The 19,019-nt window shown below is 41.1% G+C and carries 20 protein-coding genes; all 20 read right to left on the bottom strand.

Annotated elements, in window-relative coordinates:
* Positions 1 to 54 precede the first annotated feature (54 nt).
* The 20 genes from ACFQZX_RS18925 to ACFQZX_RS18830 all read right to left on the bottom strand — a co-directional run bounded on the left by ACFQZX_RS18925 (position 55) and on the right by ACFQZX_RS18830 (position 18,945).
* The gene (locus tag ACFQZX_RS18925; RefSeq protein ID WP_377118366.1) at positions 55 to 1,395 is read right to left on the bottom strand and encodes a hemolysin family protein; all 1,341 of its coding nucleotides are present in this window, start codon (positions 1,393 to 1,395) and stop codon (positions 55 to 57) included.
* Positions 1,396 to 1,402: 7 nt separating this feature from the next.
* Positions 1,403 to 1,948 (bottom strand): inorganic diphosphatase, encoded by a 546-nt coding sequence (locus ACFQZX_RS18920; RefSeq protein WP_377118364.1) that lies wholly within the window; start codon positions 1,946 to 1,948, stop codon positions 1,403 to 1,405.
* Positions 1,949 to 1,963: 15 nt separating this feature from the next.
* On the bottom strand, positions 1,964 to 2,608 hold the full coding sequence (locus ACFQZX_RS18915; protein WP_377118362.1) for a DedA family protein: 645 nt from the start codon (positions 2,606 to 2,608) through the stop codon (positions 1,964 to 1,966).
* Between the two features lie 52 nt (positions 2,609 to 2,660).
* Positions 2,661 to 4,040, bottom strand: a complete 1,380-nt coding sequence (locus tag ACFQZX_RS18910; RefSeq protein ID WP_377118360.1) for an NADH-quinone oxidoreductase subunit N — start codon at positions 4,038 to 4,040, stop codon at positions 2,661 to 2,663.
* 41 nt (positions 4,041 to 4,081) lie between these two features.
* On the bottom strand, positions 4,082 to 4,447 hold the full coding sequence (locus ACFQZX_RS18905; RefSeq protein WP_377118358.1) for a four helix bundle protein: 366 nt from the start codon (positions 4,445 to 4,447) through the stop codon (positions 4,082 to 4,084).
* Between the two features lie 40 nt (positions 4,448 to 4,487).
* On the bottom strand, positions 4,488 to 5,954 hold the full coding sequence (locus ACFQZX_RS18900; protein WP_377118356.1) for a complex I subunit 4 family protein: 1,467 nt from the start codon (positions 5,952 to 5,954) through the stop codon (positions 4,488 to 4,490).
* A 22-nt stretch (positions 5,955 to 5,976) separates the two neighbouring features.
* Positions 5,977 to 7,881, bottom strand: a complete 1,905-nt coding sequence (gene nuoL, locus ACFQZX_RS18895) for an NADH-quinone oxidoreductase subunit L (protein WP_377118354.1) — start codon at positions 7,879 to 7,881, stop codon at positions 5,977 to 5,979.
* Positions 7,882 to 8,011: 130 nt separating this feature from the next.
* Positions 8,012 to 8,341 (bottom strand): NADH-quinone oxidoreductase subunit NuoK, encoded by a 330-nt coding sequence (gene nuoK / locus ACFQZX_RS18890; protein WP_146381293.1) that lies wholly within the window; start codon positions 8,339 to 8,341, stop codon positions 8,012 to 8,014.
* Positions 8,341 to 8,847, bottom strand: a complete 507-nt coding sequence (locus ACFQZX_RS18885; protein WP_377118351.1) for an NADH-quinone oxidoreductase subunit J family protein — start codon at positions 8,845 to 8,847, stop codon at positions 8,341 to 8,343. The genes nuoK and ACFQZX_RS18885 overlap by 1 nt, the downstream gene beginning before the upstream one ends.
* Before the next feature lie 57 nt (positions 8,848 to 8,904).
* Positions 8,905 to 9,402, bottom strand: coding sequence for a NuoI/complex I 23 kDa subunit family protein (locus ACFQZX_RS18880; protein ID WP_377118348.1), 498 nt, complete (start codon positions 9,400 to 9,402; stop codon positions 8,905 to 8,907).
* Between the two features lie 15 nt (positions 9,403 to 9,417).
* Positions 9,418 to 10,458 carry an NADH-quinone oxidoreductase subunit NuoH gene (nuoH, locus tag ACFQZX_RS18875; RefSeq protein ID WP_377118346.1) on the bottom strand — a complete coding sequence of 347 codons (1,041 nt, stop codon included), beginning with the start codon at positions 10,456 to 10,458 and terminating at the stop codon, positions 9,418 to 9,420.
* A complete protein-coding gene (locus ACFQZX_RS18870) occupies positions 10,458 to 11,450 on the bottom strand; it encodes a 2Fe-2S iron-sulfur cluster-binding protein (RefSeq protein ID WP_377118344.1) in 993 nt (330 codons plus the stop codon). Before ACFQZX_RS18870 ends, nuoH begins: the two co-directional genes overlap by 1 nt.
* Positions 11,451 to 11,597: 147 nt before the next feature.
* A complete protein-coding gene (gene nuoF / locus ACFQZX_RS18865; RefSeq protein ID WP_377118342.1) occupies positions 11,598 to 12,962 on the bottom strand; it encodes an NADH-quinone oxidoreductase subunit NuoF in 1,365 nt (454 codons plus the stop codon).
* Positions 12,962 to 13,486 (bottom strand): NADH-quinone oxidoreductase subunit NuoE family protein, encoded by a 525-nt coding sequence (locus ACFQZX_RS18860; protein WP_377118340.1) that lies wholly within the window; start codon positions 13,484 to 13,486, stop codon positions 12,962 to 12,964. The genes nuoF and ACFQZX_RS18860 overlap by 1 nt, the downstream gene beginning before the upstream one ends.
* Positions 13,479 to 14,690 (bottom strand): NADH-quinone oxidoreductase subunit D, encoded by a 1,212-nt coding sequence (locus tag ACFQZX_RS18855; RefSeq protein WP_377118338.1) that lies wholly within the window; start codon positions 14,688 to 14,690, stop codon positions 13,479 to 13,481. The genes ACFQZX_RS18860 and ACFQZX_RS18855 overlap by 8 nt, the downstream gene beginning before the upstream one ends.
* Before the next feature lie 2 nt (positions 14,691 to 14,692).
* On the bottom strand, positions 14,693 to 15,196 hold the full coding sequence (locus tag ACFQZX_RS18850; RefSeq protein ID WP_377118336.1) for an NADH-quinone oxidoreductase subunit C: 504 nt from the start codon (positions 15,194 to 15,196) through the stop codon (positions 14,693 to 14,695).
* A gap of 1 nt (position 15,197) precedes the next feature.
* On the bottom strand, positions 15,198 to 15,740 hold the full coding sequence (locus ACFQZX_RS18845) for an NADH-quinone oxidoreductase subunit B (protein WP_377118334.1): 543 nt from the start codon (positions 15,738 to 15,740) through the stop codon (positions 15,198 to 15,200).
* A gap of 117 nt (positions 15,741 to 15,857) precedes the next feature.
* Entirely contained in the window at positions 15,858 to 16,229 is a 372-nt protein-coding gene (locus ACFQZX_RS18840; protein ID WP_377118332.1) for an NADH-quinone oxidoreductase subunit A, read from the bottom strand.
* 82 nt (positions 16,230 to 16,311) lie between these two features.
* Entirely contained in the window at positions 16,312 to 17,994 is a 1,683-nt protein-coding gene (locus tag ACFQZX_RS18835) for a tetratricopeptide repeat protein (RefSeq protein WP_377118330.1), read from the bottom strand.
* A gap of 30 nt (positions 17,995 to 18,024) precedes the next feature.
* Positions 18,025 to 18,945 (bottom strand): PstS family phosphate ABC transporter substrate-binding protein, encoded by a 921-nt coding sequence (locus ACFQZX_RS18830; RefSeq protein WP_377118328.1) that lies wholly within the window; start codon positions 18,943 to 18,945, stop codon positions 18,025 to 18,027.
* Between the last annotated feature and the right edge of the window lie 74 nt (positions 18,946 to 19,019).

The following is a 19,019-nucleotide window of genomic DNA, read 5'->3' as shown; positions in this document are numbered from 1 at the left end:
AAACGGTAAAGACTAAAACAGAGCTAAATAGCCAAATTTTTTTGACGTAATTTATCAATGCACGTCTACAGTATCTTCTTCATTGATGAGTAGCTCCAGCTTAACAGATTCGATATTCTGGTCTGATTTTTTCAGAACAGTAATGTTATAACCATTACTTTCCTTTTGCTCACCAACATCCGGAATCTTTCCAAAAATATCACCCAACCAGCCTGAAACGGTGTCAAAATCGCCATCCTCAGGCAGGTCATGCGGAAGGTGCTCGTTAACATCATAAATAGGAGCAAGGGCATTCACCACAAATTCGCGGTCGTTGATTTTTTCTACAATTGGCTTTTCCTCGTCAAACTCGTCCTGTATCTCGCCAACCAACTCCTCCACAATATCTTCAAGGGTAACCATACCTGCAGTACCACCAAACTCGTCGGACACAATGGCTATCTGAATACGCTTTTGCTGCAGTTCGGCCATGAGGTCATTGATTTTTTTTGTTTCAGGAATAAAATATGGTTTCCGGATGATGTCTTTCAGTACAATTTCTTCGCCACGAGCCAAAAGTGGTAATATATCCTTGGCATGAACAATACCAACAATCTTATCTATCACCTCGTCATACACCGGCATGCGCGAGTATCCTTCTGTTATCAAGATTTCTAACAACTCCTCTTTAGGCGTATCAATCTCAATGCCTGATATTTTAGTACGCGGTACCATAATGTTTTTTACCACGCGCTCATTAAAATCAAATACGTTCTGTATCAGTTCGTGCTCGTTCGAGTCGAGCGCACCGGTCTCCATGCCCTGTTCCAGCAAATATTGCAATTCCTCGGAAGAGTGGTGGGTTTCACTGCCCTCGACATTGCTGATACCAACTAACTTTAAAATGAAATTTGCAAAGCCGTTAAGTACCCATATAAAGGGCTTGAAAACTATAAAGAAAAACCTAAGTGGCCATGATACCGCCAAAACAGTGCGTACCGATTTTTGAATAGCCAGGGATTTTGGTGCCAGCTCGCCAAAAACAATATGCAATACCGTAATTACTACGAATGATAAGATATGGCTTGCTGTAATAAAACCCGGACTAAGAGTTACCCCAACAGCCAGGAAAACACGCACCACAACACTGGTAACAACCTCTTCCCCCACAACACCCAGGGCAAGTGAGGCAATGGTTATACCCAACTGCGTAGCAGCCAGGTATCCATCAAGATTATGTAGTATGCCGCGTGCAATTTTTGCTACCCCGCTGCCAGCTTTAGCTTTTATTTCTATTTGTGAGCCCCTTACCCTTACCATGGCAAACTCGGCTGCAACAAAAAAACCGTTAAGCAACACTAAAAAAATGGTTGCAAATATGTAAAAAGCGCTTATTTCGTACTGCTCGGGGTCCATTCAAAAATTATTGGTAAACAGGGAAAGTCGACTTATAAAGATCAAGACTTTCAGTTATTACTTTATGGGCATATCTAACACCCAATAAATGCTCTATGGTAACATTTTTACCTTCAAGCACTTTATAGTCACTAAAAAATCTCACGATTTCTTTCATGGTATGTGGTGGCAATTCATTCAGATCGTTAATGTAATTTACCGACATATCATTTTTTGCTACTGCAATAATTTTATCGTCTTGTTCGCCATTATCAACCATGTGCATCACGCCTACTACTTTAGCTTCGATCATAGACATCGGATAAACATCTGTAGAACAAAGCACCAGTATATCTAACGGGTCTTTATCATCACAATAGGTTTGGGGTATAAACCCGTAATTAGCAGGATACATTACTGATGAAAACAATACACGATCCAGTTTTAATAAACCTGAATCCTTATCAATTTCATACTTCCCTTTTGAACCTTTCGGAATTTCAATTATCGCGTTAACAATTTCCGGTACATTATCGCCTGGGCTTACCTGATGCCAGGGGTGCTGTGTGCTCATTTATTCTAAATATAATTAATTTTTGTTATTCTTTTGACTTGCGTATTTTCTTCTCACATAAGCAATAATCAGCGGAATTGTTGTAATTATTATTAAGCCAAGTACTATGTATTGTAAATAATCTTTCAGTTGCGGAAAGCGCCTTCCTAAAAAGTAACCAGTAAGTGTTAAGATGGTTACCCAGGCAATTGCCCCAACAATATTATATAAGCTAAACTTCTTGAAATCAACTTTAACTACTCCTGCAAATATAGGAGCAAATGTCCTTACAATAGGGAAAAATCTTCCTAAAATAAGCGCCATACCGCCGTATTTCGCGTAAAACTCTTCGGCAGCGGTTATGTATCGCTTCTTAAAAAAGAAGGAATCGTTTTTTTTCAGGAGCATCGGTCCTGTGCGATATCCAAACCAGTAACCGGTGTAATTACCTAACACCGCGGCAGCAATAAGCGAGGGGATTAAAATATACATGGGTACCTGGATGATACCTGCCGCTGTTAGTAACCCGGCTAAAAACAGCAAGTAATCGCCCGGTAAAAAAAAACCGAAGAACAACCCTGTTTCTGCATAAACTACTATTAACAAAACAACAAACCCGCCATTGCTTAAAATGGAGTTAGCGTCCGTTAGGTTCTGCAGGTATTCCCAAAAGTTTTCCATTAACTATATCCGTAAAACTACAAATATTAAATCAATATTGCAGTTTTGCTTATTAAATAAGCCCGGATATAAATGCAGGATATACCCCTATGATGATTGTTGCAAGAGCCGAGAAGCCTAAAACAAATTTATAATAAGCCGGCACTTCGACTTCGCTGCGTTCTGCCTGGCGGAAATACATGGCAATAATTACCCTGAAATAATAGAAGATACTGATGATAGCATTTATTACTGCTATAATTACTAACCAGAATTTATATTGCGCCAACGCGCCCGAAAACATGTAAAACTTACCAATAAACCCGGCTGTTAGTGGTATACCTGCAAGCGACAACATACTTACGGTTAACACCAGCGCCAGGAAAGGATTATTTCTGGCAAGGCCGTTAAAGCCCTCAAAGTTATCGCTGCCTGTTTGTTGCCTTACTAATATCAGTCCGCCAAAAGCAATGATGGATGCTATTGAATATGCTGTAGCATACATAAATATAGAGTTAGCCGAACTTGCACCTATAGCAACAATGGCAAATAGCAGGTAACCTGCGTGCGATATGCTTGAAAAAGCCATCATGCGTTTAAAGCTTTGCTGATACACGGCTGTTATGTTGCCTATAAAAAGGGTGACAATTGTTATTCCCAGTAGTACCGGTGTCCAGAACTGTGCGATTGGAAGGAAGCAGGCAGAAAACAGTCGCAGAAAAGCTGCAAAACCGGCTACTTTCACTACAGTAGACATGAACAGGGTAATTAACGATGGAGCACCTTCGTAAACGTCTGGTGTCCAGAAATGGAATGGAGCGGCACCTATTTTAAAGCACAGTCCAACAATGATCAGCAAAATACCGGTATAAAACAAAGGATCAATATTACGTGGATGAGTAACTACCCAATCGCGTATAACATCCAAATCAAAAGAACCGGTTGAACCATAGATCAAAGCGATACCAAATAACAGGAACCCAGTTGAAAAGGCGCCCATTAGAAAGTACTTTAATGCAGCCTCATTCGATGCAAAATCACTTTTACGGATTCCGGCAAGGATATATAAACTAACCGACATGATCTCGATGCCGATGAACATCATGGTCAGGTTATGGTATGATACCATTACAATTATACCAGCCAGTGAAAACAGGATGATAGCATAATACTCAGCAATATGGTTGCTGATGCGTTCAAAATATCCTTTGGAAAGCAGTAATATCAATATAGTTGAAATTATACTGATTACCGAGAATGCAACAGAGTAATTATTGTATAACAGCATGCCGCTGTAAATAGGTTGGGCATTGTTATTCCATTGCATAACCGATGTTATGAGCGCTGCTAATAGGCCTAAAACTGCTACAGGTAATAAAGCTTTCTGAGCTTTATATAAACCCAGGTACAAAAGCACTATGGGTAAAACAGATATGATAATTATAGTTAACATATAAAAATTCTAAAAACCAAATTCTAAATCCTAAGTAAGAACTATAGTTTATTTTCTTTTATCTTTTCAAGTATGGCACCAAATATTTTGGTTAATTCTATTGTTTCTTGTATCAAAGCTTCTCGTTCAGTTTCCATGAACACTCCCAAATCGATCAGCTTTAACCATAAACGGCTTTCCTTAGCCTCTTTTCTGCATATCTTAATCCGGTGAGCATAATCGTTACGACTAAAACTTTCGTTTGCTTCTATACAATTAGCGGCAACAGATCCGGATGATCTTATAAGTTGCTTATAATATTCTATATTATGTATCGACCTATCAATCCCTTTCAAAAACTCTTTACAATGCTTAGCAAAGTCAAATGTTCGCTCTTCTAAATCATATTTTTTTGTAGGAGCATCCATTAATTAGAATTTAAATCTTGGGATTTAGGATTTCATCTTTTTAAAATTTCCCGGCTGAAAATTTAGCCGATACTACGTTCATCAAATTTATAACAGACGCTTCTGATAGATGTAAAAGCGGTTGAGGGTAAACACCAATAATTATAATCAGTGCGCAAATAATACCCAATACCAGTTTTTCCGAGCCATGTATATCAGTAAAGGTTGCTGTTAACTCATTTACTTCCCCCTGCATTACATGTTTGTACATGCGCAGCATGTATACTGCACCAAAAATGATGGTTAAGCCGGCAACTGCGGCAAATACTATTGTGTAATTATAAACACCTTTCAGCAACAGAAACTCACCAACAAAACCGTTGGTCAATGGTAATGCTATGGTACCTAAAACAATAATTAAAAATGCTATTGAAAACTTCGGAGCTACTTTAGCAATACCACCCATTAATGTGGTGTCGCGGGTGTTTAAACGACGACTGATGATATCCCATATAAAGAATAAGCCAACCACGTTAATACCATGACTAACCATTTGTATCATGGCACCTTGTAATCCCTGTAAACTCCAGGCAAATATACCAGCTGCTATCAGGCCAACGTGTGCAATTGATGAATAAGCAACCAGGCGTTTTCCATCCTTTTGTTTAAAAGCTATTATGGAAGCGTAAACAATCCCGACTACCGATAAAATTAACACCAGGTACTGCCATTGCATAAAACCTGCAGGTACATTTGGTATCAACCATCTGATTACACCATATATACCCATTTTAAGCATAATACCTGATAACATCATGGTACCTGCCGAAGGTGCTTCGGTATAGGTATCTGGCTGCCACGTATGGAATGGGAATATCGGCATCTTGATAGCAAAGGCAATAAAGAACGCCCAGAAAACCCATGATTGTTGTTTCAATGTTAAGGTTACATCGTAAAACGCCTTGATATCATACACCTTATTACCAGTTTGCAGGTAAAGGTAAATGATACCTAACAACATAAATAACGAACCGGCAAAAGTATAAATGAAGAATTTGATGTTGACACGTATGCGGTTTTCGCCACCCCATAAAGCGCAGATAAAGTAAATAGGTATAAGTGCCGCTTCCCAACCTACATAAAATAAAAATCCATCTAAGGCAGTAAATACTGTTAGCAAGCCTGCCTGCATAAATAAAATCAAAGCATAAAAAGCCTTTGCATATTTATATTGATGTTGGTAGGTGGTTAATATGATAAGCGGGACAAGCACAGTGGTTAGTAGTACCATAACCATACTTATGCCGTCAATACCGGCGCTAAAGTAAACGCCAACCTGTGGTATCCACGGAACATCAATAGCATATTGTACTGATGCATCCGGCACAAAACCTGCAACAAAGGACAAGGCCAAAGCTAACTCCGCAACAGAAAAAAACAATGCAGCGTGTTTAGCAAAATCATTTTTAAAAAACAGCACTAAAATGGCTGCAACAATCGGTAAAAAAAGTAAAATGCTAACCGTCATTTTATAACTAAACGCGCAGGCGCTATATTTTAATTAAACTGTATACTAAAATGGCAATAATGCCTACTACCATCATAAATATGTAGAAACCTACGTTACCTGTTTGCAGCAGGCGCAGGCCTTTACTTGTTTCAATTGTTCCTTTTCCTAATCCATTTACAAAACCGTCTATACCTAATTGCTCAATCACACGATATAGAAAACCAGATAAGGCGTCGAGCGGCTTGCGGATTACTTTATCATACAATTCATCAATATAAAATTTGTGGTATGAAAGATTGGCCAAAGCCGGGCGCTCTTCCTGATCAGATACGGGCACATGTCCACCTTTTACATATCTGCTGTATGCGTAGCCTAAGGCCAGCAGGGCAATCAATGCTGAGGTACCCATTAATATCCATTCGGTATTGTGGCTCAGTTCATGTTCGCCCAATAGTTTCGCAGAACCTTCAAACACCGGTGCAAGATAAGCGCCCAACTCATGGTGGCCTCCCATAACAGATGGTACACCAATGAAACCACCGATTGCTGAAAGTATAGCCAGGATAATCAAAGGGATAGTCATGCTGGCTGGCGACTCGTGCAAATGATGTTCTTGCTCGTGTGTACCTCGGAATTTTCCCCAAAAAGTAAGATACATCATCCGGAACATATAGAATGAGGTTAAACCCGCAGTAATAACTCCGATTACATAAAATACGGTACTGTGCGTAAAGGCCGCAGCCAAAATTTCGTCTTTAGAGAAAAACCCTGAAAATGGCGGGATACCTGCTATAGCAATAGTGCCTATCAGCATGGTTATAAAAGTCACTTTAATGTTGCCTTTCAAGCCACCCATCTTGCGCATATCCTGTTCGCCGCTCATTGCGTGTATAACCGAACCCGCGCCTAAGAACAATAAAGCTTTAAAAAATGCATGTGTCAGCACGTGGAAAAACGCACCAGTGTATGCACCTACACCTAACCCTAAAAACATGTAGCCTAACTGCGATACCGTTGAATAAGCCAGTACTTTTTTGATATCCGTCTGGCTAAGGGCTATAAGCGCTGCAAATGCCGCGGTTGCAAGACCAACAATGGCAATAACATCCATAGTAGTTGGCGCCAGGGTAAACAATATGTTAGAGCGGGCTATCATATAAATACCGGCCGTAACCATTGTTGCCGCATGTATGAGCGCAGATACAGGAGTGGGGCCGGCCATTGCATCCGGCAGCCAGGTAAACAATGGTAGCTGGGCCGATTTACCAACCGCGCCTACAAACAGTAATAAAGTTATTAAAACAATAGGAGCACCGCTTGATACCGCACTAACCGCTTTAGGGAATATATCTGCATAGGCAACGCTTCCAAAGGTGTTCATTAAAAGGAAAATGCCTAATAAAAAGCCTAAATCACCAATACGGTTCATTATAAATGCTTTTTTTGCAGCATCGGCATAGCTTGGGTTGGTATACCAGAAACCGATAAGCAGATAGGAGCATAAACCTACCCCTTCCCAGCCTATAAACATTACTACATAGTTGCTGCCCATAACCAACAGCAGCATGAAGAAAACGAACAAGTTTAAGTAAGCGAAAAATTTGCCAAAACCAGCATCATCATGCATGTAACCTGCAGAATACAGATGGATAAGAAAACCTACTCCTGTTATGATCAGCAGCATTATTGAGCTTAACTGATCGATGAGGAAAGCCATCTGGATATTAAAATTACCAACGCTTATCCAGTCAAAAAGGTTAACATTTACTGGTACCCCGGTAGATTTAACCTGGAAAAATGTAGCGATACTTAAACCAAATGATGCTAAAACCAGCAAACTGCCTATGAAGCCGATTACCCCTTTGGAAAAGGTATTACGACCCAATCCGTTGATAATAAAACCGGCTAAGGGTAGTACAGGAATAAGCCAGATGAATTTGTCCATTTATATTCTATTTCTCGCGTCCTTGCTCAGTTTCAATCAATCTATTAAAAGATTGGTTCGTTACCCGCACGACGCGTATTGTTGTTCTCTCTTTAAATCTGAAATCGTAAATCCAAAATCAAAATTTACACTACCATTTCAGCCTATTCAGTACGTTAATATCAATCGAGTTAGTATTTCTGTATATCATTACTATGATAGCTAAGCCTACAGCAACTTCTGCCGCTGCCAATGCCATAATAAAAAATACGAACACCTGGCCGGCTGCATCACCACGATACACGGAAAATGCAGTAAGCAGCAGGTTTACCGAATTAAGCATCAGCTCAACCGACATGAAAATAACTATAGCATTACGTCGAAGTAAAACGCCCATAACACCTATCGAAAAAATTATAGCGCTTAAAAGTATGTAGTGGTTAAGCGGAACCGCTTGAATGGTATTTGTTAAACTTTCCATCAGATGGTTGCTTTTGGTTCTCTTTCTTTAGTTGCAAGTAATACTGCGCCTACCATTGCCGATAACAATAATACCGACGACACCTCAAAAGGCAGCAAAAACTCGTTAAATAATACCTTCCCCAAATTTTTCACCAAACCCAGGTCCGGATTTTTTAATACTACAGGGTCTGATACGCCTAATGATTTTAAAGATGATATTAAAGCAACGGCTAAAATTCCGCCCCCAAATATCGCCGCTATCTTTACCATGAAAGGTTTAACAGGTTCGGCTTCCTTATTCAGGTTAATCAGCATCAGCGTATATAAAAACAACACCAGTATGGCACCCATGTAAACAATAAAGTTTACGATTGCCAGAAACTGGGCGTTCATTAAAATGTAATGAATGGTGAAAGTAAAAAAGGTAAGTATAAGGTACAGTATGCTATGCACCGGGTTTTTTGCAGAAATAACCAGTATTGAAAAAAATATGGATAAAAACGCGATGAAGTAAAATGTACTCATATTAATATTACATATACCTTGCCTTGCTTAAAGCTGGGCAAAGGTATAAAACTTTGTTTATTGATTTAAAGGTGCCTCTACTAATTTATCCTTACCGTATATAAAATCTTTACGCAGGTAATCTGCCGGAACAATATCCCCATCCAGGTAGATAGCTTCTTTAGGGCAAGCTTCTTCACACAAACCGCAAAAGATGCAACGTAACATATTGATCTCGTAAACTGCTGCATACTTTTCCTCGCGGTACAAATGCTCTTCGCCTTTCTGGCGCTCGGCAGCTATCATGGTGATGGCTTCAGCCGGACATGACAGTGCACATAAACCGCAGGCTGTACAGCGTTCGCGGCCCTGTTCATCACGCTTAAGCGAATGCATACCACGAAAATTCTCTGAAAACTCCCGCTTTTCATCCGGATAACTGATTGTCACCGGCTTGCGGAAAAAGTGTTTTATGGTTATTGATAAACCGCGCAAAATGGCAGGCAGATATGCCCTTTCCCAAAAATTGAGCGGCTTAACTTCTAATTGTTTCTTCTTATTACTTAATGATTCCATTAACTAAAGTCCTACTTATTTAAAAAAAGTAATAAAAACGCCTGTTAAAACGATGTTTGCAATAGCCAATGGTATAAGGGTTTTCCAGCCCAGGTCCATTAACTGATCATACCGGAAACGCGGGATAGTCCAACGGATCCACATAAAGAAAAATATAAACAGGAATATTTTTATGAACAATGCCACCACCCCTAATATGGCTACAAGGTTTGGCGAGTGTATCATATCCATAAACGGAAAGTTATAACCACCAAAGTAAAGTGTTGCCATTACTGCCGATGAAACAAACATGTTAATGTATTCTGCAAACAGGTAAAAGCCCAGTTTCATGGATGAATACTCGGTATGGTAACCGCCTACCAGCTCTGTTTCGCACTCCGGTAAGTCAAAAGGTGTACGGTTTGTTTCTGCAAAGGCGCATACAATGAACAGCAGGAAGCCTAATGGCTGCTTAAATACATTCCAGGTGAAATAGCCATCCGCCCAAAATCCATGCTGTTGTTTAGCGATCTCGCCAAGACTCAAGGTCCCGGTAACCATCAATAAAGCAATGATAGACAAGCCCATTGAGATTTCGTAGCTGATGTTTTGTGATGCCGCGCGGATAGCTCCCAACAAGGAGTATTTATTGTTAGATGCCCAGCCACCTATCATAATGCCGTAAACACCTAATGATACTACACCAAAAATGTATAATATACCAACGTTGATATCAGTAACCTGCAAAGGTATTTGCCTGCCTCCAATTTCAAGCGTTGAGCCCCACGGAATAACCGCAGAACCAATACAAGCTGTTAAAATTGCCAGCGATGGGCCTACTATAAAGAGAAAGCCTGTTGCATTGGTAGGAATGATCTCCTCTTTTAAAAACATTTTACCACCGTCGGCAAGGGGCTGTAAAATACCCCATGGACCGGCCCGGTTAGGGCCCAGCCTATCCTGAAAAAAAGCGGCAACCTTACGCTCTGCATAGGTAGAGTACATGGCTACCACCAGGCTTATCGCAAAAATAATTACGATCAATACAACTTTTATAATGAGGTCTGTCAATTCCATTACAGGCGTGTCTCCCTTTCAAATTGTTCTTTATTTGCTTCCTGCAATACCGGGTTGGTTTTAACTACCGGCAGCGGTTTTAGCGTTTCATAGTGGTTGGCAGCAATAACCGACTTGTTTGATATGTTACGCGGGCCTTCAATAACCCAGTCTGCTGTTTTCTTTTTATCAAAGCGGCAGGTATTGCAAATGAAATCCTCTACCTCGCCATATTCATCTTTGCGGCCGGTAACACGAAGCACGTCTTCGCCTTTATACCAAAGTGTAACTTTGCCGCAGCATTTATCACAATCGCGATGTGCTTCAACCGGTTTAGTAAACCAAACACGATTTTTGAAGCGGAAGGTCTTGTCTGTTAATGCACCAACAGGGCAAACATCAATAACATTTCCACTAAAATCGTTATCAACAGCTTTTTGTATGTAAGTTGATATTTCTGAGTGGTCGCCCCGGTTAAGTATACCATGTATGCGATGGTCTGTTATCTGGTCGGCAGTAAAGACACAACGGTAACACAATATGCAACGCGTCATGTGCAATTGTATCTTATCGCCTATATCAATCTTTTCAAACGTACGGCGGTCAAATTCGTAACGGGTTTTTGCAGCGCCATGCTCATAGCCTAAATCCTGTAGGTGGCATTCACCGGCCTGATCGCATACCGGGCAATCCAAAGGGTGGTTAATAAGCAGCATTTCTACAACACCTTTTCGCGCTTCAATCACTTCCGGCGAGGTAATATTTTGCACTTCCATCCCATCCATTACTGTAGTACGGCAGCTGGCTACCAGTTTTGGCATAGGGCGGGGGTCTTTTTCAGATCCTTTGCTCACTTTAACCAAACAAGTACGGCACTTACCGCCACTACCCTGCAATTTAGAGTAATAGCACATAGCAGGCGGAACAATATCACCACCTATCATCCTTGCGGCGTTCAGGATGGTGGTTCCCGGCTCTACTTCTATAGGAAATCCGTCTATTGTAACTTTCATTGACTTCTCGTCCTTTATTTCTTTCGTCTTTTAAGACGACTAATTCATTATAATGTAATTGCGAGCGGCAGGGCTGCAATCTTAGCATATGTGAATGTCCTTTGAGATTGCTTTGTTCCTCGCAATGACATCATTTATAATTTTTGACTAACCTGCAGCCGTTTCTAAAACAGGTAGCGGGTCTGCATAATGAGCCAAACCGTAGTTACTTGTTAAGGCAACTGCAGGGTTGGTTACATGCCATTCAAATTCATCCCTGAAGTGGCGGATAGCGCTGGCCACCGGCCATGCTGCTGCGTCACCCAATGGACAAATGGTATTACCCTCTATCTTTTTACTTACATCCACCAACAGATCGATGTCGCTCATTTTACCATGGCCAAATTCCAGTCGATGAAGTACTTTCTCCATCCAGCCGGTACCTTCGCGGCAGGGTGAGCACTGTCCACAGCTTTCATGATGATAGAACCTGGCGAAGTTCCAGGTATTACGTACGATACACTGATCTTCATCGTAAGCTATGAACCCGCCCGAACCTAACATGGTACCTGTAGCAAATCCACCGTCTGATAAGGACTCGTAAGTCATTAAGCGGGCTTCGTTGTTAATAGTCTTTAGTATCAGGTTAGTTGGCAAAATTGGTACTGATGAACCACCCGCAACAACAGCTTTTAAGCGTTTACCATTTGCAATGCCCTGGCAATAATCATCACCATAAATAAACTCTTCAACAGGTACACCCAGCTCAATTTCATAAACGCCGGGCCGTTTAAGGTTACCACCGGCAGATATAAGCTTAGTACCAGTACTGCGGCCTATGCCAATTTTTGCATACTCATCTCCACCAATATTTATGATAGGTACAACTGCAGCAATAGATTCAACGTTGTTAACTACTGTAGGGCAGCCATATAAACCTGCAATTGCCGGGAACGGTGGTTTGATCCTCGGGTTACCACGTTTCCCTTCCAGCGACTCCAGCAATGCGGTTTCTTCACCGCAGATGTAAGCACCGCCACCTGGCTGTACATAAAGCTCCAGGTCGTAACCAGTGCCTAAAATATTTTTTCCTAAAAAGCCCGCGTTTTTTGCTTCGGCAATGGCTCTTTCAAGTATACGTATCTGCGGCATCATTTCGCCACGCAGATAAATATATGATGTATTTGCACCCAACGCGTAGCTCGCTACGATCATGCCCTCAATCAATAGGTGAGGGATGTGTGTCATTAAGTACCTGTCTTTAAATGTTCCTGGTTCAGATTCGTCGCCGTTGCATACCAGGTAACGTGGCACACCTTCCGGCTTAGCCAAAAAGCTCCATTTCATGCCGGTGGGGAAACCGGCGCCGCCACGTCCACGTAAACCCGACTTTTTAACTTCTTCCACCACATCCTCAGGCGAAAGACTTTTAAGTGCTTTTTCAACAGAAGCATAGCCGCCTTTTGAACGGTATACATCAAAAGTGTTGATGCCGGGTACGTTTATATGTTCTAATAAAAGTTTGCGTCCCATTAGTTATTCGCCTTTCCTTTTAAATCGCCAATCAGCTGATCAACTGATTCGGTAGTTAAATTTTCATAGAAAGTATACTCAGGGCCTATTTGTAATACAGGGCCATAACCACATGCAGCCAGGCACTCCACGCCCCGCCAGCTAAATAAGCCATCAGGAGTAACTTCGCCTTCTGGCACACCAAGCGTTTTTTCTATGTGGTCCATTATTTTACTGGCACCAACAATTTCGCATGGGCCTGTACGACATACCTCAAGCACATATTTACCTTGCGGCCTTAAAAAATACATAGTATAAAAAGTGGCCACCTCATAAACCTCAATTGGTTCTATATTGAGATATTCGGCTACTTTATCCATCGCCGGTGCGCTAACCCAGCCATATTCAGCCTGCACCAGGTGAAGTACTGGCAACAATGCAGATTTTTGCTTACCCTCCGGGTAACGGCTAACTATCTCGGCAAATTTGTTAAGCAGTTCCGGCGAAAAAGTTACCGGCGCATCAGTATGTTGTACACTAAGCATCTAATTCTCCGGCTATAATATTTAAACTACTCATGTTAATAATCGCGTCAGACAAAAGCATACCCTGGCTCATTGGCGCATACATCTGATAATTGATGAAGCTTGGCCTGCGGAAATGCAAACGGTAAGGTGTACGCCCTCCATCGTTAACCAGGTAAAAGCCCAGTTCACCGTTGGCGCCCTCAACTGCGTGGTAAACCTCAGCTTTAGGAGTTTCTACCTCTCCCATCACTATTTTAAAGTGATAGATCAGCGCTTCCATATTGTTATAAACTTCCTGTTTAGGAGGCAAATAAAACTCAGGTACATCCGCGTGAAAAACGTCTGAAGGCTCTTTCCCAATTTTATTAAGCGCCTGTTCAATTAAACGGATACTCTGCCACATTTCCTCGTTACGTACCAGGAACCGGTTATACACATCGCCATTTTCACCTACAGGTACTTCAAAATCAAATTCATCGTATGATGAATAGGGTTCCATTGCGCGCACATCGTAATCTACACCGGTAGCTCGCAGTATAGGGCCGCTCCAGCTGTAGCTTAAAGCAGTTTCAGCAGTTACCGGGGCAATACCTTTTGTTCGGTCAACAAATATGCGGTTTCGGTTAAAAAGCGTTTCAAACTCTTTTAAAACTGCAGGGTAATCTTTTACAAATTTGCGAATCTTGGCAAAGGCAATATCATTGAAATTACGTTCAAAGCCACCAATACGGCCGATGTTGGTAGTCAGTCGCGAGCCGCAGATCTCTTCATAAATCTCATAAATGTTTTCGCGCCATTGCATCATGTAGGTAAAGCCGGTAAGGGCGCCGGTGTCAACACCCAAAATGGCATTGCATACAATATGGTCGGCAATACGGGCAAGCTCCATCACAATGATGCGCATATAGTCTACCCGTTTTGGCGTTGTAATATTTAAAAGCTTCTCAACCGTCATGTGCCAGCCCATGTTGTTAATGGGCGATGAGCAATAGTTCATACGGTCGGTAAGCGGGGTTATCTGGTAAAAAGGGCGATGTTCAGCAATTTTTTCAAAGGCCCGGTGTATGTAGCCAATGGTCGATACTCCGCTTACAATTCGCTCGCCATCCATCTGCAGAACATTCTGGAACACACCATGTGTTGCAGGATGTGTAGGGCCCAGATTGAGCGTAGAGTATTCACTTTGCGGATCGTTATCGATATATACGGGATGGTTCTGCATTTCTATCTTCCGAAAAAGTAATCTTTTTTATCAACGCGATTAGGGTCTTCAAGCGGGTACTCTCTCCTCATCGGGAATACGGTCATATCATCAACGTTCAATATTCGCCTTAAATCCGGATGGCCATCAAATATCACCCCAAAAAAGTCGTAAGTTTCCCTTTCCATCCAGTTAGCGCCATCCCAAAGGATTGTTGCAGATGGTATGTGCAAATCGTCAATTGGCAAATAAACTTTAACACGTAAACGTGTATTTGTTGCCAAGCTATGCAAGTGATAAATTACACCTATCGGGTTTTCCCTTTCAGGATAATGTATGGCGGTAAGATCAGTCAGAAATATGAATTGCAGCGCAGCGTCTGTCTTAAGATAAGTCAGCACTTCTGTAATTATTTCCCTAGTTGTTTCTACGGTAAGCAATCCAAAGTCGGCACCGGTTTGTACAACCTGGCCCGAAAATTTTTCGCTAAGTTTTTGTAAAAGCTCTTCGTTAGCTATCTTACCCATTTTATTGTATTCCGTATTTAGCAAGTAAGGCCTGATACTTAGGCTCGTTTCTGCGTCGTAAAGACTCCGTTTTAACCAGCTTTTGTATATTCATAAAGCCATCGATAATTCCTTCCGGACGCGGAGGGCAACCCGGCACATAAACGTCTACAGGTATAACCTCATCAATACCCTGCAACACCGAATAGGTATCAAATATGCCACCGCTTGAGGCACAGGCACCAACGGCCATTACCCAGCGCGGTTCGGCCATCTGCAAGTATACCTGCCTGAGCACCGGAGCCATTTTTTTTGATATTGTACCCATTACCATAAGCAGGTCGGCCTGGCGTGGTGAGAAGCTTAAGCGCTCGGCGCCAAAACGGGCAAGATCGTAATGTGAACCCATGGTTGCCATAAACTCAATACCGCAGCATGAAGTGGCAAATGGTAGCGGCCACAATGAGTTGGCACGGGCCAATCCTATAGCCTTATCAAGAGAAGTAGCGAAAAATCCCGATCCCTCAACACCAGCAGGAGCTTCAACTATTTGTATATCACTCATTAAATTTTCCTCGTAATGAAGTTTTAACCAGTTAACACTGATACGCAAATTTACAATAAATACGCTGTAACAAATACACTATGAGTACCAGTGCAACATATTTAGAATCAGTCTAAACTAATCCCAATCCAAAGCTTTCTTTTTTATAACGTAGATGAAGCCTGCAAGCAGTGTGGCCATAAAGATAAACATCTCTATCATCCCGGTTTTACCCATATCCCTGAAATTTACAGCCCAGGGATACATAAATATTACTTCAACATCAAATAACACAAATAATATGGCTACCAGAAAGTACTTAATTGACATTGGAGTACGGGCGTTACCAACTACTTCAATGCCCGATTCAAATGGTGTAAGCTTATCTTTCGTTTTGCGCTTAGGGCCAATTTTATGCGTTACAAACATTGTTGTAACCACAAAACCAATTGCTACAAGCATTTGAAAGATAATAGGCAAATAGTTAACGGGTAAACTTTGAGCTTCCATGCTGCAAATATATTAAATGCGACATATAATACAAAAGCCCCGCATGCGGGGCTTTTGTATTACAAATTTATATCTGTAAGGATTATTTCCCTTTGGCGCCTCCGCCTTTTCGACTGAAATAAGCAGCGGCCTGTTTATTTGCAGGATCATACTCCCGTGCCTTGTTATAATTCTCAGCAGCTTTGGCATCATCTTTTTCTTTAAACTCATAGATAGTTCCAAGATAAGCGTAAGCTTCTGCCAATCCCCTTTTGGTCTGATCGTCAGGCGTACCACCTTTTTGAGTTACAACTTCTATATATTTTTCATAGTACGGTTTTGCATAACCTACTATATTATTGCGGTCTTTATCTTTTAACTCGTTAACACGGGCACGATAAAGATATGCCATAGCAGTTGTTGGCGCTTTTTGGATAACATAACTTAGGGCAGAATCCGCTTTTGTTAAAACCGAATCTGCATTTGGCGATTTTTCGTCATAGCCATAGTAATAGCTGATTCCTTCATAAAAATAATCAGTCAGCTTTACACCTTTGCCTTTTTCCGTATACTTTTTATACGCGTCTCCTGCTTCAACATATTTTTTCTGGCCATAAAGCGCTTTTGCTATTTCAGCATAAACATCTACGTTACTTGTATCCAGTTCAGCTGCTTTACGTAATGAGGCCACGCCTAATGAATCCTGCTTAGACTCGATCTGCAATTTACCCAGGTATACATAATCGCGAGGGATAATACGTTTTGGGTCTGCTTTGGTGATCCAGGTATTCATCGCTTTTAACCCGGCAGCATAATCTTTATTTTCATACGCTGCATAAGCTAAATAGCGGTATACTTTTAAATTTTGAGCGGCATCTTTAGAAAGTGCTGCGGCTTCGGTTTGTAAGGTCTTATAATCACCAGATAGTAACAAGAAATCTGCAAAACGTAATCGCGATTCAAGTGACATATCGGTTAATGACAGATACTTTTTATACTGATCTGTTGCTTCTTTGATTTTTGCAGAAGCCATCCTTGGGTCTGAAAAAGCCCAGCGCACATCTGTTTCTGCCCATTCACGGTATGCAGGGCCATAGTTAGGGTCAATAGCTAACGCGGCTTTGTATTCATTCTCTGAGGCCTCAAAATTATTTGCATACTTCCAAATAACGCCGGTAGCCACTTTAGCATGAGCCAGTTTTGGATCGAGATCCAAAGCTGCCTGATAGTTACCAAGCGCTTCGGTATTTTTACTTTGAGTACGGTATGCATCACCTAACGCAACTAAAATTTGAGCATTCTTTTTATCAACATCTTTGCCTTTTGTTAAAACAGCTATAGCGGCGTTAGCATCTGCAGCCGGAACTTTGCCATCAACATCATTAAGCAAATAAGATTTGCCTACATACAGGTATGGCTCGCCTTCTTTGCCGGCCAGCGAAACTGCCTGGTTGAAATTGGTGGTAGCGGTACTTCTATCTTTATTCTGTAAAGCTACAGCGCCCAAACCTGCATAATTTAAAGCTGATTTAGGGTTAACAGCAATCCCTTTTTGAAATATTGTTTTTGCAGAATCCGGATAATCCTGTAAAACGTATACCCAACCATAATAAAAGAAATTTTCATCTTTATTAGCCTGGGTAACGGTTAAATTTTTAAGCATCGACTTTGCTTTTTCATACTGCTCGGCGTCGATCGCTTTTTTGGCATCAGCCAAACTTTGTGCGAAAGCAGATGAGCCTACTACCGTCAGCGCAAGTACGATCTTACTGATTTTACTGATCATTTTCATCTTAGTTTATGTATGTGTATATAGTTAGTGTACTATGTTAATTTCCCGCTGAGGTATTGAATCAGGCAGTAATCCTGATTTTAAGATAATTCTTTGTCCACGTTCGCTTGCTAAAAACGAGGCAAAGCCGGCACCTAAACCTTTGCGGCCGCTGCAATCAACAATATATAGTGATCTGCTCAGCGGATATGTATGTTGGACAAGGGTTACCTGCGATGGTTTAAAATACTCGTTAGGTGATGTTTTGCTATTTTCATCCTTTACACCTACTAATTTTACTTTATTAACCGCCTCCGCATAGTCCTCATCCGGATCATTAAGCCAACTAAAGCCGGTTATCCCAATAGCATTATTATGTGTACTAACGTATTTTATAACCTCTTTATTTGACTTCAATGCATAAATATTCTTCGCATTTAACTCATTATTACCTGATAATTGCTTCAAATATCTTACCAAACTCGAGTTAGGGTTGTCAAACACTATACTTTTATCGACGTTTGATTTACCATTCAGCATTGCTTTAATTTCACCTACTGAAATTGTAGTATCAGTTGATGCCTGATTGACAATTATAGCAACAGCATCAATGGCAAATTTGTTTATATCTGCAGTTAATGCTCTTCTTTTTAAAACTCCTAATTCGGCTGTATCCAGCTCACGCGCTAATATAGCAACCCTCACCTTGTCATTCAGCAGATCCCCTATAACCCCTGTTTCCGGCTTATAGGTAATAACCGGGTTAGCTTCGGTAAATAATCCTTTAAAAACAAAAAGTTCTTCATTTACAATCGGCGAAAACGATTCGTCTGCTGTAAAAGGTGCAGTGCCTGTTGTAAACCCATCAAGCTTCTTCCCACTTTTAGTTGAATTGCCCTGATTGCACCCTTCTGTAACAAGAAATAGTGCAAGCGCATACACCAAATATTTAAGATTGGTTTTCATTAGGCTTTTTGTTTAAGTAGCGCGAAAATCTAAGTACTGCGTACAATAATATTATCGAGCCAAAAATAGTACGG

The organism is Mucilaginibacter litoreus (genome assembly GCF_042676805.1).
In the GTDB taxonomy this organism is placed as follows: domain Bacteria; phylum Bacteroidota; class Bacteroidia; order Sphingobacteriales; family Sphingobacteriaceae; genus Mucilaginibacter; species Mucilaginibacter litoreus.
The sequence above is the reverse complement of the archived record's forward strand: the minus strand, read 5'-3'. Positions and strand labels throughout refer to the sequence as shown.

What these genes read in the sequence shown, in the direction of transcription:
- ACFQZX_RS18925 (WP_377118366.1), bottom strand. Translation starts at nt 1,395, where the DNA reads ATGGACCCCGAGCAGTACGAAATAAGCGCTTTTTACATATTTGCAACC.
- ACFQZX_RS18920 (WP_377118364.1), bottom strand. Translation starts at nt 1,948, where the DNA reads ATGAGCACACAGCACCCCTGGCATCAGGTAAGCCCAGGCGATAATGTA.
- ACFQZX_RS18915 (WP_377118362.1), bottom strand. Translation starts at nt 2,608, where the DNA reads ATGGAAAACTTTTGGGAATACCTGCAGAACCTAACGGACGCTAACTCC.
- ACFQZX_RS18910 (WP_377118360.1), bottom strand. Translation starts at nt 4,040, where the DNA reads ATGTTAACTATAATTATCATATCTGTTTTACCCATAGTGCTTTTGTAC.
- ACFQZX_RS18905 (WP_377118358.1), bottom strand. Translation starts at nt 4,447, where the DNA reads ATGGATGCTCCTACAAAAAAATATGATTTAGAAGAGCGAACATTTGAC.
- ACFQZX_RS18900 (WP_377118356.1), bottom strand. Translation starts at nt 5,954, where the DNA reads ATGACGGTTAGCATTTTACTTTTTTTACCGATTGTTGCAGCCATTTTA.
- nuoL (WP_377118354.1), bottom strand. Translation starts at nt 7,881, where the DNA reads ATGGACAAATTCATCTGGCTTATTCCTGTACTACCCTTAGCCGGTTTT.
- nuoK (WP_146381293.1), bottom strand. Translation starts at nt 8,341, where the DNA reads ATGGAAAGTTTAACAAATACCATTCAAGCGGTTCCGCTTAACCACTAC.
- ACFQZX_RS18885 (WP_377118351.1), bottom strand. Translation starts at nt 8,847, where the DNA reads ATGAGTACATTTTACTTCATCGCGTTTTTATCCATATTTTTTTCAATA.
- ACFQZX_RS18880 (WP_377118348.1), bottom strand. Translation starts at nt 9,402, where the DNA reads ATGGAATCATTAAGTAATAAGAAGAAACAATTAGAAGTTAAGCCGCTC.
- nuoH (WP_377118346.1), bottom strand. Translation starts at nt 10,458, where the DNA reads ATGGAATTGACAGACCTCATTATAAAAGTTGTATTGATCGTAATTATT.
- ACFQZX_RS18870 (WP_377118344.1), bottom strand. Translation starts at nt 11,450, where the DNA reads ATGAAAGTTACAATAGACGGATTTCCTATAGAAGTAGAGCCGGGAACC.
- nuoF (WP_377118342.1), bottom strand. Translation starts at nt 12,962, where the DNA reads ATGGGACGCAAACTTTTATTAGAACATATAAACGTACCCGGCATCAAC.
- ACFQZX_RS18860 (WP_377118340.1), bottom strand. Translation starts at nt 13,486, where the DNA reads ATGCTTAGTGTACAACATACTGATGCGCCGGTAACTTTTTCGCCGGAA.
- ACFQZX_RS18855 (WP_377118338.1), bottom strand. Translation starts at nt 14,690, where the DNA reads ATGCAGAACCATCCCGTATATATCGATAACGATCCGCAAAGTGAATAC.
- ACFQZX_RS18850 (WP_377118336.1), bottom strand. Translation starts at nt 15,196, where the DNA reads ATGGGTAAGATAGCTAACGAAGAGCTTTTACAAAAACTTAGCGAAAAA.
- ACFQZX_RS18845 (WP_377118334.1), bottom strand. Translation starts at nt 15,740, where the DNA reads ATGAGTGATATACAAATAGTTGAAGCTCCTGCTGGTGTTGAGGGATCG.
- ACFQZX_RS18840 (WP_377118332.1), bottom strand. Translation starts at nt 16,229, where the DNA reads ATGGAAGCTCAAAGTTTACCCGTTAACTATTTGCCTATTATCTTTCAA.
- ACFQZX_RS18835 (WP_377118330.1), bottom strand. Translation starts at nt 17,994, where the DNA reads ATGATCAGTAAAATCAGTAAGATCGTACTTGCGCTGACGGTAGTAGGC.
- ACFQZX_RS18830 (WP_377118328.1), bottom strand. Translation starts at nt 18,945, where the DNA reads ATGAAAACCAATCTTAAATATTTGGTGTATGCGCTTGCACTATTTCTT.